General features: G+C 69.4%; 12 protein-coding genes. 7 read left to right on the top strand and 5 right to left on the bottom strand.

Annotated features, from left to right (window positions below; genetic code table 11):
- The first annotated feature begins 29 nt into the window (after positions 1 to 29).
- Positions 30 to 1,208: a DNA polymerase IV gene (gene dinB, locus AB0K11_RS23405; protein WP_364983138.1), complete on the top strand. Its 1,179-nt coding sequence runs from the start codon at positions 30 to 32 to the stop codon at positions 1,206 to 1,208.
- Between the two features lie 16 nt (positions 1,209 to 1,224).
- Here dinB and AB0K11_RS23400 read toward each other — a convergent pair whose 3' ends face one another.
- Positions 1,225 to 2,229: a PHP domain-containing protein gene (locus tag AB0K11_RS23400; RefSeq protein ID WP_364982580.1), complete on the bottom strand. Its 1,005-nt coding sequence runs from the start codon at positions 2,227 to 2,229 to the stop codon at positions 1,225 to 1,227.
- Positions 2,230 to 2,323: 94 nt separating this feature from the next.
- Between AB0K11_RS23400 and AB0K11_RS23395 the strand changes: the two genes are divergently transcribed.
- Both AB0K11_RS23395 and AB0K11_RS23390 read left to right on the top strand, forming a co-directional pair.
- Complete coding sequence (locus tag AB0K11_RS23395) at positions 2,324 to 2,677, top strand: hypothetical protein (protein ID WP_364982577.1); 354 nt, start codon at positions 2,324 to 2,326, stop codon at positions 2,675 to 2,677.
- 38 nt (positions 2,678 to 2,715) lie between these two features.
- Positions 2,716 to 3,567, top strand: a complete 852-nt coding sequence (locus AB0K11_RS23390; protein ID WP_364982574.1) for an LLM class F420-dependent oxidoreductase — start codon at positions 2,716 to 2,718, stop codon at positions 3,565 to 3,567.
- A gap of 467 nt (positions 3,568 to 4,034) precedes the next feature.
- Here the strand turns inward: AB0K11_RS23390 and AB0K11_RS23385 are convergent, their stop codons facing one another.
- Together AB0K11_RS23385 and gltB are read right to left on the bottom strand one after the other, a co-directional pair.
- Positions 4,035 to 5,501: a glutamate synthase subunit beta gene (locus tag AB0K11_RS23385; RefSeq protein WP_302913725.1), complete on the bottom strand. Its 1,467-nt coding sequence runs from the start codon at positions 5,499 to 5,501 to the stop codon at positions 4,035 to 4,037.
- Positions 5,494 to 10,077, bottom strand: coding sequence for a glutamate synthase large subunit (gene gltB / locus AB0K11_RS23380; protein WP_364982569.1), 4,584 nt, complete (start codon positions 10,075 to 10,077; stop codon positions 5,494 to 5,496). The genes AB0K11_RS23385 and gltB overlap by 8 nt, the downstream gene beginning before the upstream one ends.
- Positions 10,078 to 10,543: 466 nt before the next feature.
- On the opposite strand from gltB, the gene AB0K11_RS23375 reads away from it, so the two are divergent.
- The 3 genes from AB0K11_RS23375 to aqpZ all read left to right on the top strand — a co-directional run bounded on the left by AB0K11_RS23375 (position 10,544) and on the right by aqpZ (position 13,699).
- Positions 10,544 to 11,329, top strand: coding sequence for a PaaI family thioesterase (locus AB0K11_RS23375; RefSeq protein ID WP_364982567.1), 786 nt, complete (start codon positions 10,544 to 10,546; stop codon positions 11,327 to 11,329).
- A 27-nt stretch (positions 11,330 to 11,356) separates the two neighbouring features.
- Positions 11,357 to 12,763, top strand: coding sequence for a chloride channel protein (locus AB0K11_RS23370; RefSeq protein WP_364982564.1), 1,407 nt, complete (start codon positions 11,357 to 11,359; stop codon positions 12,761 to 12,763).
- Positions 12,764 to 12,859: 96 nt separating this feature from the next.
- Positions 12,860 to 13,699 (top strand): aquaporin Z, encoded by an 840-nt coding sequence (gene aqpZ, locus AB0K11_RS23365; RefSeq protein ID WP_364982561.1) that lies wholly within the window; start codon positions 12,860 to 12,862, stop codon positions 13,697 to 13,699.
- A 3-nt stretch (positions 13,700 to 13,702) separates the two neighbouring features.
- Here the strand turns inward: aqpZ and AB0K11_RS23360 are convergent, their stop codons facing one another.
- Positions 13,703 to 14,257, bottom strand: a complete 555-nt coding sequence (locus tag AB0K11_RS23360) for a DNA starvation/stationary phase protection protein (protein ID WP_364982558.1) — start codon at positions 14,255 to 14,257, stop codon at positions 13,703 to 13,705.
- 82 nt (positions 14,258 to 14,339) lie between these two features.
- On the bottom strand, positions 14,340 to 15,263 hold the full coding sequence (locus tag AB0K11_RS23355) for a DNA-3-methyladenine glycosylase 2 family protein (RefSeq protein WP_364982555.1): 924 nt from the start codon (positions 15,261 to 15,263) through the stop codon (positions 14,340 to 14,342).
- Positions 15,264 to 15,407: 144 nt separating this feature from the next.
- Between AB0K11_RS23355 and AB0K11_RS23350 the strand changes: the two genes are divergently transcribed.
- Complete coding sequence (locus AB0K11_RS23350) at positions 15,408 to 16,544, top strand: polyprenyl synthetase family protein (protein ID WP_364982552.1); 1,137 nt, start codon at positions 15,408 to 15,410, stop codon at positions 16,542 to 16,544.
- The last annotated feature ends 13 nt before the right edge of the window (positions 16,545 to 16,557 follow it).

Here is a 16,557-nt window from a genome sequence, read left to right as displayed (position 1 = left end):
CGGCGAGTCGAAGCGGCGCGGCGACCATCATGCACGCCGATCTCGACTCGTTCTACGCATCGGTCGAGCAGCGTGACGACCCCGCGCTACGTGGTCGGCCCGTGCTCGTCGGCGGCGGGGTCGTGCTCGCGGCGAGCTACGAGGCCAAGGCCTACGGGGTGCGCACCGCGATGGGCGGCCACCAGGCCCGCCGGCTGTGCCCTCACGCGGTGGTGGTGCCGCCCCGGATGTCGGCGTACTCGCAGGCCAGCGACGACGTGTTCGCGGTGTTCCGGGACACCACCCCGCTGGTCGAGCCGCTCTCGGTCGACGAGGCGTTCCTCGACGTAGGCGGGCTGGGCCGGGTGTCGGGCACGCCGGTGCAGATCGGCGCGCGGCTGCGGGACCGGGTGCGTGACGAGGTCGGGCTGCCCATCACCGTCGGCATCGCGCGCACCAAGTTCCTCGCCAAGGTGGCGAGCCAGGAGGCCAAGCCGGACGGCCTGCTGCTGGTGCCGCCCGACCGGGAGTTGGCGTTCCTGCATCCGCTGCCGGTGCGCCGGCTGTGGGGGGTCGGTGCGAAGACCGCCGAGAAGCTGCACGCGCACGGCATCCAGACGGTGGCCGACGTCGCCGAGCTGAACGAAGCCACCCTCGGGTCGATGGTCGGTGGGGCGATGGGCCGCCAGCTCTACGCGCTGTCGCGCAACATCGACCGGCGCCGGGTGGTGACGGGCGTGCGGCGCCGCTCGGTGGGCGCGCAGCGGGCGCTCGGTCGGGCGGGCAACACCATGTCGGCCGCCGAGGTCGATGCCGTCGTGGTCAATCTCGTCGATCGCATCACCCGCCGGATGCGCAGGGCGGACCGCACCGGCCGCACGGTGGTGCTGCGGCTGCGGTTCGACGACTTCGGCCGCGCCACCCGCTCGCTGACGATGCCGCGGGCGACGGCGTCCACCGAGGCCGTGCTCGCAGCGGCACGGGAGCTCGTCGCCGCCGCGGCGCCGCTGACCGCCGAACGCGGGCTGACGCTGGTGGGGTTCGCGGTGACGAACATCGACGCCGCCGGCGCGCAGCAGCTGGAGTTGCCGTTCGGTGCGGCCGCCGACCCGATCGCCCTGGACAGCGCGATGGACAAGGTCCGCACCCGGTACGGCAACGCCGCGCTCACCCGGGGTGTGCTCGTCGGGCGCGATCCCGGCCTCGAGGTGCCGCACCTACCGGACTGAATGCGGAGTTCGGCACTCAGCTGGTGGTCCACTCCAGCAGGTCGTCGGCCGACCACGTGTTGACGATGCGTTCCGCCGGAACCCCGGCATCGAGCGCGCGCTGCGCGCCGTAGCCGAGGAAGTCGAGCTGGCCGGGAGCGTGGGAGTCGGTGTCGATGGAGAACAGGCAACCGATGTCGAAGGCGAGCTCGAGCAGCCGGGTGGGCGGGTCACGGCGTTCGGGGCGGGAGTTGATCTCGACGGCGGTGCCGTTCTCCAGGCATGCGGTGAACACCTTCTCGGCGTCGAACTTCGACTCGGGACGCACGCCGCGACCCCCGGTGACCAGCCGGCCGGTGCAGTGCCCGAGCACGTCGGCGTGCGGGTTGGACACCGCCTTGATCATCCGGCGCGTCATGGACGGCGCGTCCATCGCGAGCTTCGAATGCACGCTGGCGACCACCACGTCGAGGCGCTCGAGCAGCTCCGGCTCCTGGTCGAGGGAACCGTCTTCGAGGATGTCGACCTCGATGCCGGTGAGGATCCGAAGCGGCGCAACACGTTCGCGGAGTTCGTCGATGACGTCGAGCTGTTTGCGCAGCCGGTCCGGCGACAGCCCGTTGGCGATGGTCAGCCTCGGCGAGTGATCGGTGAGCGCGCAGTATTCGTGTCCGAGGTCGCGGGCGGCCAGCATCATCTCCTCGATCGGCGCTGACCCGTCCGACCAGTTGGAGTGCACGTGCAGGTCACCGCGTAGCGCGGCCCTGATCTCGCCACCCCCGAGATCGGCTGCGTTGTCCCGCAATTCGACAAGGGCGTCGGGTTCGCGACCCGCCCAGGCCTGGGCGATCACCTTGGCGGTCTTGGGACCGACGCCGGGCAGCGACTGCCAGCTGTTGGCGGTGCCGTGCCGCTCGCGCTCCGCGTCGGTCAGCCGCTCGACGATGTCGGCGGCGTTCCGGTAGGCCATCACCCGCCGGGAGTCCTCCCGGGCCCGGTCTTTGTAGTACGCAATCTGGCGCAGGGCGGTCACCGGATCCATGCCTCCAGTGTGCCCGCCGCTCCCGGCGCACGAAACTGCCGCGCAGGGGGCGGCCGGGGCTGCCATACGCTCGATCGGGAGACGAGGGGGTGATGTGGACGGCGAAACCGACGGCCGGCCGCTGCTGTTCACGGCGAGCAACCCGCACGACAGCGTGTCCGCCACCGTCACGTTCGGCGGCCACCTCGTCGGCGTCGCACTGGCCCCGCGGGTCGTCGAGATGACCGAGCACGAACTGGCCGAGGAGATCGTGGTGATCGCGGCGCTGGCCCGGCAGCAGTCGATGGCCGCGCAGCACGTCGTGATCGCTGGTTACATGGCCGAACTCGGCCACGACGTCGTCGCCACCCGCAACCTGCTCGAGCACCAGGTCGGACTGCCGAGCCCGGAGTCGGTGCTGGCGGCGAGGGCCGCGCTGTTCGCCGATCGCTACGCCCTCGCCGACTGACCGGCGGCTCACAGCCGACGGGACTACGCTCGGACAACGTGCGATTCGCCTTCAAGACCTCACCGCAGAACACCACCTGGGCCGAGATGCTGCCGATCTGGCAGGTGGCCGACGGGATCGACGTCTACGAGTCCGGCTGGACGTTCGACCACTTCTATCCGATCTTCTCCGACTCCACCGGGCCGTGCCTCGAAGGCTGGGTGACGCTGACCGCGCTCGCGCAGGCCACCACCCGGCTACGAGTCGGCGTGCTCGTCACCGGAATCCACTACCGGCATCCCGCCGTGCTCGCCAACATGGCCTCGGCGCTCGACATCATCTCGGGCGGCCGGCTCGAACTCGGCATCGGCGCCGGCTGGAACGAGGAGGAGTCCGGCGCCTACGGCATCGAACTGGGCAGCCTCAAGGAGCGGTTCGACCGCTTCGAGGAGGCCTGTGAGGTGTTGACCAGCCTGCTGTCCAAGGAGACGACGACGTTCGACGGCAAGTACTACCAGCTCAAGAACGCGCGTAACGAGCCGAAGGGCCCGCAGCAGCCCCATCCGCCGATCTGCATCGGTGGCAGCGGCGAGAAGCGCACGCTGCCGATCACCGCGAAGTACGCCGACCACTGGAATTTCGTCGGCGGTACGCCGGCGGAGTTCGCCCAGAAGCGTGATGTGCTGGCCGCCCGGTGCAAGGACATCGGCCGCGACCCCAAGGAGATCACCCTCTCGGCGCACGTCCGGCTCGGCGAGGACCGGAACTACCGCGCGCTGATCGAGGACTGCATCGCGCTCGGCGCGGAGGGTCTCGATCTGGCCATCATCTATCTACCGCCGCCGTACGACACCGCGGTGCTGGAGCCGCTGGCCGAGGCGATCCGGGATTCCGGGCTGCTCACCGGCTGACGCGCTCTATCGGCTCAGCAATAGCGAGGGGTCGGCGTCACCGCCGGTTTCCGGGGCCGCAGCAATGACGATCACGAAGCGATAACGATCAAGCAAAACCTGCGTTCGCCGCGCAGACGGCGGGCGTCAGGCTCGAAACAGCGGGTCAGACGCCGAAGCGAAGTAGCTCGTCGGGAGTGATCAGTCGCTCCTGTTTCTCCGGGAACTCACGGCTCTTGACCGGATGACGGAGCAGTGACCAGGCGATTCGACTCACCCGGGATCGCGAGATCGGGTTGATGTGCACGGTGATCACTCCTGCGATGTCGTGATTGCTGACCCGTGGTCGTACTTTACCTCATTACCCACAGACTTTTATTAGAAACACTTCGCCGGCAAATGGTGGGAGGCGCGCCGAATAATCATCTGCTGTTTCTGGTGGGACTGGCGTGACGGCTGTGACCATTCACAGCCGCCGCGCTCATCCCCTACCGCTGGGGAGCGGCCGTCGGCTCGATCGGAACGGGCAGCGCCGTCTGACCCATCAGGTAACGGTCCACGCCCGCCGCGGCGGCGCGGCCCTCCGCGATCGCCCACACGATCAGCGACTGCCCGCGACCCATGTCACCGGCGACGAACACGCCCGGCACCGACGTCGCGAAGTCCTTGTCGCGCGCGACGTTGCCCCGGTCGGTGAGCTCCACCTTCAATTCGGTGAGCAGGCCGTCCTTCTCCGGGCCGACGAAGCCCATCGCCAGCAGCACCAGGTCGGCCTCCAGCTCGAAGTCGGATCCCTCGACCCGCTCGAACTTGCCGGCCTTCATCTCGACCTCGTGCACCTTGAGTGACTTGACCTTGCCGTCCTCACCGCAGAACTCCTCGGTGTTGACGGAGAACACCCGCTCGCCGCCCTCCTCGTGCGCCGACGACACCCGGTACATCAGCGGGTAGGTCGGCCACGGGGTGGTGTCGGCCCTGGTCTCCGGCGGCCGGGGCATGATCTCGAACTGGTATACCGTCTCCGCGCCCTGCCGGTGCGACGTGCCGAGGCAGTCGGCGCCGGTGTCGCCGCCGCCGATGATGACCACCTTCTTGCCCTTGGCGGTGATCGGCGGTTCGCCGTCGTCGCCGACCACCGGATCACCCAGTTGCACCCGGTTGGCCCACGGCAGGAACTCCATGGCCTGGTAGATGCCCTCGAGGTCGCGACCGGGGATCGGCAGGTCGCGCCACGCCGTCGCGCCGCCCGCAAGCACCACCGCGTCGAAGTCCGCCCGCAACTGCTCGACGGTGATGTCGACGCCGACGTTGACGCCGGTGCGGAACTGCGTGCCCTCGGCCCGCATCTGCTCCAGCCTGCGGTCGATGTGGCGCTTCTCCATCTTGAACTCGGGGATGCCGTACCGCAGCAGGCCGCCGATCCGGTCGGCGCGCTCCAGCACCGTTACCTCGTGCCCTGCACGGGTCAGCTGCTGTGCGGCGGCCAGGCCGGCCGGCCCCGATCCGACGACGGCCACCTTCTTGCCGGTCAGCCGGTCGGGCGGAAGCGGTACCACCCAGCCGTTCTCGAAGGCGTTGTCGATGATCTCGACCTCGACCTGCTTGATGGTCACCGGATCCTGGTTGATACCGAGCACGCACGACGCCTCGCACGGCGCCGGGCACAGCCGCCCGGTGAATTCCGGGAAGTTGTTGGTGGCGTGCAGCCGCTCGATGGATTCCCGCCAGCGGTCACGGAACACCAGGTCGTTCCACTCGGGGATCAGGTTCCCCAGCGGGCAGCCGTTGTGGCAGAACGGGATACCGCAGTCCATGCAACGTGCGGCCTGTGACTGCAGCGTCTCGTGGGAGAAGTCCTCGTAGACCTCTTTCCAGTCGCGCAGTCGCAGGTCGACGGGCCGGCGCTGCGGAGTCTCGCGATGGGTGTACTTGAGGAAGCCCTTCGGATCAGCCACTTGCGGCCGCCATGATCGCCTCGTCCACGTCGACACCCTTGCGCTCGGCCTCGGCGATGGCCTCGAGGACCCGCTTGTAGTCCTTCGGCATCACCTTGACGAACTTCTCCAATTCCGTGTTCCAATCCGCCAGGACCCGCTGTCCCACCGCCGAATCGGTGGCGTCGACATGGGCCTGGACCGCAGCGTGCAGCCATTCGCGGTCCTCGTCGTCGAGGCCGTCGAGCTCCACCATCTCGGCGTTGAGGTTCTCCGGCAGCCTTCCGTGCGGGTCGTGCACGTAGGCGATGCCACCGGACATGCCTGCCGCGAAGTTGCGCCCGGTCGGGCCGAGGATCAGCACCTTGCCGCCCGTCATGTACTCGCAGCCGTGATCGCCGACGCCCTCCACCACGGCCTCCGCGCCGGAGTTGCGCACCGCGAACCGCTCCCCCACCTGACCGCGCAGGAACATCTTGCCGCTGGTGGCGCCGAACAGGATCACGTTGCCCGCGATGATGTTGTCCTCGGCGACGTAGTCGGCAGGCGCGTCGTCGGGTGGACGCACCACGACCTGCCCGCCGGACAGTCCCTTGCCGACGTAGTCGTTGGCGTCACCGTAGACGCGCAGCGTGATGCCGCGCGGCACGAACGCCCCGAAGCTGTTGCCCGCCGAGCCGTCGAAGGTGATGTCGATCGTGCCGTCGGGAAGCCCCTGCCCGCCATAGGCTTTGGTCAGCTCATGGCCGAGCATCGTGCCCACCGTGCGGTTCACGTTCGCGATGGTGGTGTTGAACCGCACCGGCTTGCCGGAATCGAGTGCCTCCCGGCTCATCACGATGAGCTGCTGATCGAGCGCCTTGTCCAGGCCGTGGTCCTGACGCGAACTGCAGTACAGGTCCTGGTTCATGAACGCCGACTCCGGCTCGTGCAGCACCGGCGACAGGTCCAGCTTGTAGGCCTTCCAGTGCTCGGCGGCCTGCGTGGTGTCCAGCGCGCCGACCTGTCCGACCATGTCGTTGACGGTGCGGAAGCCCAACTCCGCCATCAGCTCGCGGACCTCTTCGGCGATGAACATGAAGAAGTTCTCCACGAACTCCGGCTTGGCGTTGAACCGCTTGCGCAGCACCGGGTTCTGGGTGGCCACGCCGACGGGGCAGGTGTCGAGGTGGCAGACCCGCATCATGATGCAGCCGGCCACCACCAGGGGTGCGGTCGCGAAGCCGAACTCCTCGGCGCCCAGCAGTGCGGCGACGACGACGTCGCGGCCGGTCTTGAGCTGGCCGTCGACCTGCACCACGATCCGGTCGCGAAGTCCGTTGAGCAGCAGCGTCTGCTGGGTCTCGGCCAGGCCGAGCTCCCACGGGGCGCCCGCGTGCTTCTGCGACGTCAGCGGGGTCGCGCCGGTGCCGCCGTCGTGACCCGAGATCAGCACCACGTCGGCGTGCGCCTTGGACACGCCCGCCGCCACGGTGCCGACGCCGTTCTCCGACACCAGCTTCACGTGCACGCGGGCCTGCGGGTTGGCGTTCTTCAGGTCGTGGATCAGCTGCGCCAGATCCTCGATCGAGTAGATGTCGTGGTGCGGCGGCGGCGAGATCAGCCCGACGCCCGGCGTCGAATGGCGCACCTCGGCCACCCACGGGTACACCTTGTGACCCGGAAGCTGTCCGCCCTCACCGGGTTTCGCGCCCTGGGCCATCTTGATCTGGATGTCGGTGCAGTTGGACAGGTAGTGGCTGGTGACGCCGAACCGGCCCGACGCCACCTGCTTGATGGCGCTGCGCCGCCAGTCGCCGTTCGGGTCGCGGTCGAAACGGCTGACGGCTTCGCCGCCCTCGCCCGAGTTCGACCGGCCGCCGAGCCGGTTCATCGCGATCGCCAGCGTCTCGTGGGCCTCGGCCGAGATCGAGCCGTAGCTCATCGCGCCCGTGGAGAACCGCTTGACGATCTCCGTCGCAGGTTCCACCTCGTCGATCGGCACCGGGGGCCGCAGTCCGCTGCGGAACTTCAGCAGGCCGCGCAGCGACGCCATCCGCTTGCTCTGATCGTCGATCAGGCCGGTGTACTCCTTGAAGATGGAGAACTGGCCGGTGCGGGTGGAGTGCTGCAGCTTGAACACCGTGTCCGGGTTGAACAGGTGGTATTCGCCCTCGCGGCGCCACTGGTACTCGCCGCCCACCTCGAGTTCGCGGTGCGCGCGCTCGTCGGGACGGTCCAGGTAGGCCAGCGCGTGCCGGGCGGCGACGTCGGTGGCGATGTCCTCGAGGTCGATGCCGCCGGTCGGGCAGTTCAGCCCGGTGAAGTACTCGTCGAGCACCTGCTGGGAGATGCCGATGGCCTGGAACAGCTGAGCGCCGGTGTAGGACGCCAGCGTGGAGATGCCCATCTTCGACATCACCTTCAGCACGCCCTTGCCCGCGGCCTTGACGTAGTTGGCCTTGGCCTGGTCGCTGGTGATGCCGGCGATCACGCCGCGGTCGACCATGTCCTCGATCGACTCGAACGCCATGTACGGGTTGATGGCAGCGGCGCCGAACCCGCACAGGGCGGCCATGTGGTGCACCTCGCGGGCGTCACCCGCCTCGACCACCAGACCGACCTTGGTCCGGGTGCGGTCACGCACCAGGTGATGGTGCACCGCCGAGACGCTCAGCAGCGACGGGATCGGAGCCAGCTGTTCGTCGGACTCGCGGTCGGACAGCACGATGATGCGGGCGCCGTCGCGGATCGCCGCGGACACCTTGGCCCGCACGTTGTCCAGCGCCTCCTTGAGCCCCTGGCCGCCGCGGTTCACCGGGTACAGGCAGCGGATCACCGCGGCGCGCATCCCGTGCTTGTTGCCGCGGATCTCGTGGTCGGGGTCGACGCACATCAGCTTCGACAGCTCGGCGTTGCGCAGGATCGGCTGGGGCAGCACGATCTGCCTGCACGACTCGCTGTCCGGGTTGAGCAGGTCGCCCTCGGGGCCGACGGTGCCCTGGAGGCTGGTCACCACCTCTTCGCGGATGGCGTCCAGCGGTGGGTTCGTCACCTGGGCGAACAGCTGCTGGAAGTAGTCGTAGAGCATCCGCGACCGCTGCGAGAGCACTGCGATCGGGGTGTCGGTGCCCATCGAGCCGAGGGCCTCGGCGCCGTTGCGCGCCATCGGCGCCACCAGCAGGTTGAGCTCCTCGTAGGTGAAGCCGAAGATCTGCTGCCGCAGCACCACCCGGTGGTGGGGCATCCGGACGTAGTCGCCGGGCGGCAGTTCGTCGAGCCGGAACAGGCCGTTGTCCAGCCATTCCTGGTAGGGATGCTCGGCGGCCAGTTCGGCCTTGATCTCCTCGTCGTCGACGATGCGGCCCTGGGCGGTGTCGACCAGGAACATCCGGCCGGGCTGCAGGCGCATCTTCTTCACGACGGTGGACGGGTCGAGGTTCAGCACGCCGGCCTCGGACGCCATCACGACCAGGCCGTCCTCGGTGACCCAGATACGCGACGGGCGCAGGCCGTTGCGGTCGAGCACCGCGCCGATCACGGTGCCGTCGGTGAAGCACACCGACGCCGGTCCGTCCCACGGCTCCATCAGCGACGAGTGGTACTCGTAGAACGCCCGCTGGGCGGGGTCCATCGACTCGTGACGTTCCCACGCCTCGGGGATCATCATCAGCACGGCGTGCGGCAGGCTGCGGCCGCCGAGATGCAGGAGTTCCAGCACCTCGTCGAAGCGCGCGGTGTCCGACGCGCCGGGCGTGCAGACCGGGGTGATCTTGTCGAGGTCCTGCTCGGATCCGAAGACGTCGGTCTTGATCAGCGCCTCGCGCGCCCGCATCCAGTTCTCGTTGCCGGTGACGGTGTTGATCTCGCCGTTGTGGGCGACCCGGCGGAACGGGTGTGCCAGCGGCCACGACGGGAAGGTGTTGGTGGAGAACCGCGAGTGCACGATGCCCAGCGCACTGGTCAGCCGGTCGTCCTGCAGGTCGAGGTAGAACGCCTTGAGCTGCGGGGTGGTCAGCATCCCCTTGTAGACGAAGGTCTGCCCGGAAAGGCTTGGGAAGTAGACAGTTTCGCGTCCCGGGCCGTCCTGGCCGGGGCCCTTGGTGCCGAGCTCGTGCTCGGCGCGCTTGCGCACCACGTATGCGCGGCGCTCGAGGTCCATGCCCTCGGCGCCGGAGATGAACACCTGCCGGAAGGTCGGCATCGCGTCGCGGGCCAGCGCGCCCAGCGAGCTGTCGTCGGTTGGCACGTCGCGCCAGCCGATCACCTGCAGGCCCTCGGCCTCGGCGATCTTCTCCACCGCCTCGCATGCCACGGCGGCGTCCTTGGACGACTGCGGCAGGAAGGCGATGCCGGTCGCGTAGCTGCCCGCGGGCGGCAGGTCGAATTCCACCACCGCGCGCAGGAAGTCGTCGGGCACCTGCAGCAGGATGCCCGCGCCGTCACCGGTGTTCGGTTCGGCGCCCTGGGCACCGCGGTGCTCCAGGTTCAGCAGCGCCGTGATGGCGTTGTCGACGATGTCGCGGCTGCGACGACCGTGGATGTCGGCGACCATCGCCACGCCGCACGAATCGTGCTCGAACGCGGGGTTGTACAGCCCTTGTTTCCTGGGCGCCATTCCCACCTGACCCTTACTCTCACGCCTACACGAAGTGCACCGTTGACGGCCGTCGGAGACGGCCTGGCCGGTTGGCGGAGGAGGTCGTCCGTGCAGCACTGAACAGCGGCCTTTTTCCCCATCGCCTCAATGGGAGAAAACGATAGGACAAACACCGCCTGACATGCCAACTTAGTCTGACCTAACTATACTCGCCGGCCGGGTTGCCGGCCCGCGGAACGTCCCGCCGCCATGCTCACGAATGCCGTTGCCCTACGCCACCTTTGGCCGCACCGGCGCGCCCCACCCAACCGGGCGTCCGTGGCCACCCTGGTTGCTGTCCGGCCGATACAGTTTGCTACAGGAATTCGCGATGGCCTCTTTGCTGCAGCTTCAGGCATTCCACCCTTTGCGCGAAAGCCTAGTCAGATTCTTAGAGTCGACTCCGTCACGCGGGCCCGGCGGTGACCCTGCACACTTGGTTGCGATGTCACACCCGCTCAACACCCCCATCGGCCGGTTCGGGATCGAGACCCACGAGGGCACCGGCAACCGCGTCGTGGCGACGATCCCGGTCGCGGGCCTGGTCAACCCCCTGACAGGCGCGCCAACCGTGGCGCCGCTGGCGATGCTGCTCGACCACGTCGGCGGACTGGCCAACCACATCCGCAAGGGCGACGACGAATGGACCCTGACCACCGAACTGTCGCTGGAGCTCGTTCCCGAGGCGGTCGACCTCATCGCCGGTCACGACGACCCGGTGGTGGCCCACGCCCGTCCGTTCGCCCACAAGACCCTTACGGCGCTGGCGCTGGCCGAGTTCACCCACCGCGGCACCGTCATCGGCACCGGCACGGTGCGGTCGTTCTACATCGTCGCGGCGGAGTTCACCGACTTCCCGTCCGACCCTGCCCACCACGAGCCCAGGACCGGACTGGCCGACATGATGGCCGTGCGGCCCGGCCCCGGTCCGGCCGAACTGCGCCAGGCCGCCGACCCGGTGCTCAACAACAGCCTCGGCGTGGTGCACGGCGGCGTCGCGGCCACCGGGCTCGAACTCGTGGCCAACGCCGCGATCAATGCCACGGCCGATTCGCCGCTACGCACCGGATCGCTGCGGGTCAACTATCTGCGGCGGCTGCTCGCCGGTGACCAATCCCGCTACGAGGCAACGGCATTGCGCGTGGGCCGGAGCACCGGCACCGCCTCGGCGCAAGCCGTCGGGGCGGACGGCCGCCAGGCGCTCACCGCCCACTACACCGCCTATCGCTGACGTTGCCGCTCGGCTAGCATCCGCACCATGTCCGATGCCCACGGCACCACCGGCGGGCTCGGCGGTTTCATCCGCGGCTCGGGATACCTGCGCAAGTGGCTGATCCTCGGGCTGTCCATCGGCGTCATCGCCGGCCTCGGCGCGGTGGTGTTCTACCTCGCCCTGGACTACGCCGGCCGGTTCCTGCTCGGTGAACTCGGCGGCTACCACATCCCCAGACCCGACGGCGAGGACGGCGGGGACCCGGGATCAACGGGATTCGAGAGGCCCTGGGCGATCCCGCTGATCGTCTGCGGCGGCGCGCTCGTCTCGGCCTGGCTGGTCGCGAAGTTCGCGCCGGAGGCCGAGGGCCACGGCACCGACAGCGCGATCGAGGCGGTGCACACCGACCCGCGCAGCATCCGCACCCGCGCCATCGTGGTGAAGACCATCACCAGCGCGCTCACCATCGGCTCGGGTGGCTCCGGTGGCCGCGAGGGCCCGGCCGCGCAGATCTCGGCCGGCTTCGGGTCCATCCTGGCGCGCCGGCTCGACCTGTCCTACGAGGACGGCCGCATCGCGGTGTCGCTGGGCATCGGCGCGGGGATCGGCGCCATCTTCGGCGCGCCGCTGGGCGGGGCGGTGCTCGCCGCGTCGATCGTCTACCGCGAGGACTTCGACTACAGAGCGCTGGTGCCCGGCTTCATCACCTCGGCCACCGCGTACGCCGTGCTGGGATCGATCCTCGGCTTCGAACCGTTGTTCGGTTCCCTGGCAGCCGATTTCCGGTTCGACCAGCCGCTGACCCTGCTGTGGTTCGTACTGCTCGGCCTGGTCGCCGCGGCGGTGGGCCTGCTGTACGCCCGCATCTTCTACGGCACCGTGGCGCTGACGGCGAAACTGCCGGGCGGCAAGGTGATCAAGCCGGCGATCGGCGGACTCGCGGTCGGCCTGCTGGCCCTGCTGCTACCGCAGGTGCTGGCCAGCGGCTACGGCTGGGCGCAGAAGGCCGCCGCCACCGACACGCTGATGGCGATCCCGCTGTGGGTGGTGCTGGTGCTGCCGTTCGCCAAGATCGTCGCCACCTCGCTGTCCATCGGAACGGGCGGCTCCGGCGGCATCTTCGGGCCCGGCATCGTCATCGGCGCGTTCGTCGGCGCGGCGATCTGGCGACTCGGAGAACTCGCAGGCGCACCCGGCCTGCCCGACAGCCCCGCGGTGTTCGTGGTGGTGGGCATGATGGCGTGCTTCGGCAGCGTGGCCCATGCGCCGCTGGCGGTGACGATCATGGTGGCCGAGATGACCGACTCGTTCTCGGTGATCCCCTGCGCGATGGTCGCCGTCGGCATCGCCTACCTCGTCGTCACCCGCACGAACGTCTCGATCTACCAGGCTCAGCGGCTGAACCGGGAGACCGCCGAAGCGCAGCGGGCGTCGTCGTCGCCGCCGGACTGACGTCTCTATCGGGACACGATCGGAGAACGACGGTGCCGCCGCGGCGGCGTCGCGTGCCACCCTGTGACAGGGGTCACTCCGACGAGGGGGCAGGTCATGCGTGAGCCGACGATGTCGCACCGACTGGCGGCGGAATTCATCGGGACGTTCTGGTTGGTGCTCGGCGGCTGCGGCAGCGCAGTGTTCGCTGCCAAGTTCACCGCCGCCGACGGCTACGTCCTGGGCATCGGATTCCTCGGTGTCGCACTGGCATTCGGTCTCACCGTGCTCACCGGCGTGTACGCCTTCGGCACGATTTCGGGCGGCCATTTCAATCCCGCGGTCACCCTGGGCGCCGCGCTGGCCCGGCGCGTGGAATGGCGTGTGCTGCCTGCTTATTGGATCACCCAGGTGGTCGGCGGACTGGTGGCCGGTCTGGTGATCTACGTCGTGGCGCAGGGCCGTGCGGACTGGACTGCGACCGGGAACATGGCGGCCAACGGATTCGGCGACCACTCGCCGGGCGGCTACTCGCTGTGGGCGGTACTCGTGGCCGAGGTGGTGCTGACGGGCATCTTCCTGCTGGTGATCCTCGGCTCGACCGACGACCGGGCGCCGCACGGTTTCGCCGGGTTGTCGATCGGGCTCACCCTGACCCTGATCCACCTGATCTCGATCCCGATCTCCAACACCTCGGTCAACCCTGCCCGCAGCACCGGTGTCGCCTTCTTCAACGGCGACGGCGCACCGGCGCAGCTGTGGGCGTTCTGGCTGGCGCCGCTGGTGGGCGCGGCCATCGCCGGGCTGGCCTACCCGTACCTGTTCGGCCGCAACGAAGAACTCGCCGACCGACCCGTCCGCGACGACACGCTCGACGCCGAGACCGACCTCGCCGACCTGGAAGCGGAAGCAGACGAATCAGGCCCGCGCCTGGAGCGCGGGCCTGACCCTCGGTAGCTGTTACTTGGTGCCGTTGGAGCGGGCGCTGTTCGCGGCGCCCTTCTCGGTGGACTCACCCTCGTGGGTCAGCTTGCCGCCTGCGTTCTCCAGGTGAGCCCGGACGAACCACTGAAACTTCTCCAACTCGGCGGAGTGGCCGATCAGCATGTCGTTGGTGATGGGATCGGGTTCCTCGGTCTCCTCGATGCCCTTGCGGGTGTCGGCGATGACGCCGTCGTACACCAGGTCGAGCGCGGCGAGGTGGGCGGCGACGGTGTCGCGCCCGAGGGAGTAGTCGTCCCACGACCGGTCGCTGATGATGGCGCCCGGGGTGCCCTTCGGGGCTGCGCCGAGCGTCGCGATGCGCTCGGCCACCTCGTCGGCGTAGCCGCGCACCAGTTCGACCTGCGGGTCGATCATCTCGTGCACACCGATGAAGTTCGGTCCGACCACGTTCCAGTGGACGTGCTTGAGCGTCAGGTGCAGATCGTTGTAGCGGCTGAGCTGCTTCTGCAGGATCTCGGCGACCTTGGCGCCCTCTTTGTCGGTCATGCCGGGAACAGTGAACTGAGTCATTGATAGCTCCTTTGCGCGTGATCAAGTCGTCGCGTGCTCGCATACCCGTGGGTCGCAGACCGTAATCAGTGCCGTGCCCACGTCACATTTCGGCCAGATTCGGCACCGCCATCCGCGCACCGAACCGCGGATTGCGGGCGAGTCCGCTGACCTCGAGCAGCCGGACGGCGCGGTGCCGGTGCGGCCGCAGCGGCTCGAGCAGCGCGACCATCTCCGGGTCGTCGATCGGATGCCCGAGCAGGCTCCAGCCGACCATCTTGGCCACGTGATAGTCGCCCACCGAGAGGGCGTCGGCGTCGCCGAAGGCCCGCTGGGCGGTCTCGGCGACCGTCCACTCGCCGACGCCCGGCAACGACATCATCGCGGCCTTGGCCTGCTCGGCGGGCTTGGTCGCCAACCGTTCCAGCGCGTCGGCCCGTTGCGCGCACAGCACCACCGTGCGGGCGCGGCGCGGGTCGACGTTGGCCCGGTGGAACACCCACGACGGGATCAGCCGCCAAACCTCGGCGGGCGGCGGCACCCGCATCCGCTCGGGCGCGGGCCCCGGCGCGGCCGAGCCGTATCGGGTCACCAACTGCCGCCAGGCGCGGAACGCGTCGATGCCCTGCACCCGCTGCTCGAGCACGGCGGGGATCAACGCCTCGAGCACCCGCCCGGTGCGAGCCAGCCGCAGGTGCGGCACGCGGCGGTGGGCAGCGGCGATGGTCGGTTCCTCCGGTGCGAAGTCGGAGCAGTCGTCCTCGGCGCCCAGCAGCGCGGGCAACCCCTCGAGGAACTCCGCCGCACCGGCGCCCCACGCCTCGCAGTCGACGGCGTCGGGAGCCGCGCGGATGATGCGCGCCGTCACCGGTCCGGACGGCATCAGGCTGGTCCGCCAGATGGCGCCGTCCGCGGCGTTGAGGAAACACGGGTCGTACCGGCCGCGGCGCAGCGGCGTCAGCGTGAGCGCGGGGCTGGCGGGACCGTCGAAGGACACGCTGCGGCGCACCGATCGGTGTGTGTCCACGCGGCCGCTCCATCCCGGTTTCCGCAGGGATTCCAGTGTGACGTGTTGATGACATCCGGCCCGGATTGGGCCGCTGGGGTGGGGGGTATGTCCAGTCCACCCTAGTTTGAAGTGGGTATCGGTTCGCGTGTCGAAAGGGTCGGGGTGAGTGGTGTCGGCGATCGCACGTTGGCGTCCGCCGTGCAGACCATCGCGGTAGCGCCGCCCAACGGGAATTCCGGCGCATCGTTCGAGGTCTGGCGCAGCGACGTGCGCGCAGCGGTGCTCAGGGCGGTCACCGGGTTCGTCGCCGACCGGTGCACCGCCGACCTGCGGGCCACCGGAGTGGACATCGCTCCCGCCGTACTCGCCGACTTCGTCAGCGACGGCAAGTGCCTGCGCTCCACCTTCATGTACCTGGGCTGGCTGAGCGGCGCCGCGCCCGACGACGCCGCGCTGCGCGCGGCCGCCAGCTTCGAGCTGCTGCACACCTTCGCCCTGCTGCAGGACGATGTGATGGACGATTCGCCGATGCGGCGCGGGCTGCCGTCGGCACACGTGCGATTCGCCGACTGGCACCGCGAGCGCGGCCTGGCCGGGTCGGCCGACCGGTTCGGCGCCTCGGCGGCGGTGCTGCTCGGCGACCTGTGCCTGGTGTGGGCGGCGCAGATGATGCGCGAGAGCGGGCTGGGCGCGACGGCCCTGGCCCGGGCCTGGCCGCGGTACGACGCGATGCGCACCGAACTCGCGGTCGGGCAGTTTGCGGATCTGGTCAACGACGCCGGTGGACGGCCGACACTGGAGGCCGTGTTGGATGTCGCGCGGCGCAAGTCCGGTAACTACACGGTGCGCCGCCCGCTCGAGATCGGCGGCGCACTCGCCGGCTGCCCGGAGGAGACGGTGGCACTGCTCGGCCGCTACGGCGCGGCCGTCGGCGAGGCGTTCCAGTTGCGCGACGATCTGCTGGGCATCTTCGGCGCGCCCTCGGTGACCGGGAAACCGGCCGGCGGCGACCTGTCCGAGCACAAGGCCACCAGCGTGGTGATGGCCGCCCACCACCTGGCCGACGCGGGTGCGCGGCGCCAGCTCGACGAGCTGATGGCCGAGCGCGAGCTGAGCGACGCCGACATCATGCGGTGGCGGGCGCTCATCGCCGCCACCGGCGCCGTGCAGTGGATCGAGCAGCTGATCGATCGCAAACTCACCCACGCGCTCGAGCGCGTACACGCCAGCCGGCTCGACGCCACCGTGCGCGCCGCGCTGGTCGAGATGGCCGCGGTCTGCACGCGGCGGGCGGCATGACGGACACTCAGGC

The sequence above is a fragment of the Mycobacterium sp. NPDC050551 genome (assembly GCF_040674075.1).
Classification (GTDB): domain Bacteria; phylum Actinomycetota; class Actinomycetes; order Mycobacteriales; family Mycobacteriaceae; genus Mycobacterium.
This window is presented reverse-complemented; position numbering and strand designations above follow the sequence as displayed.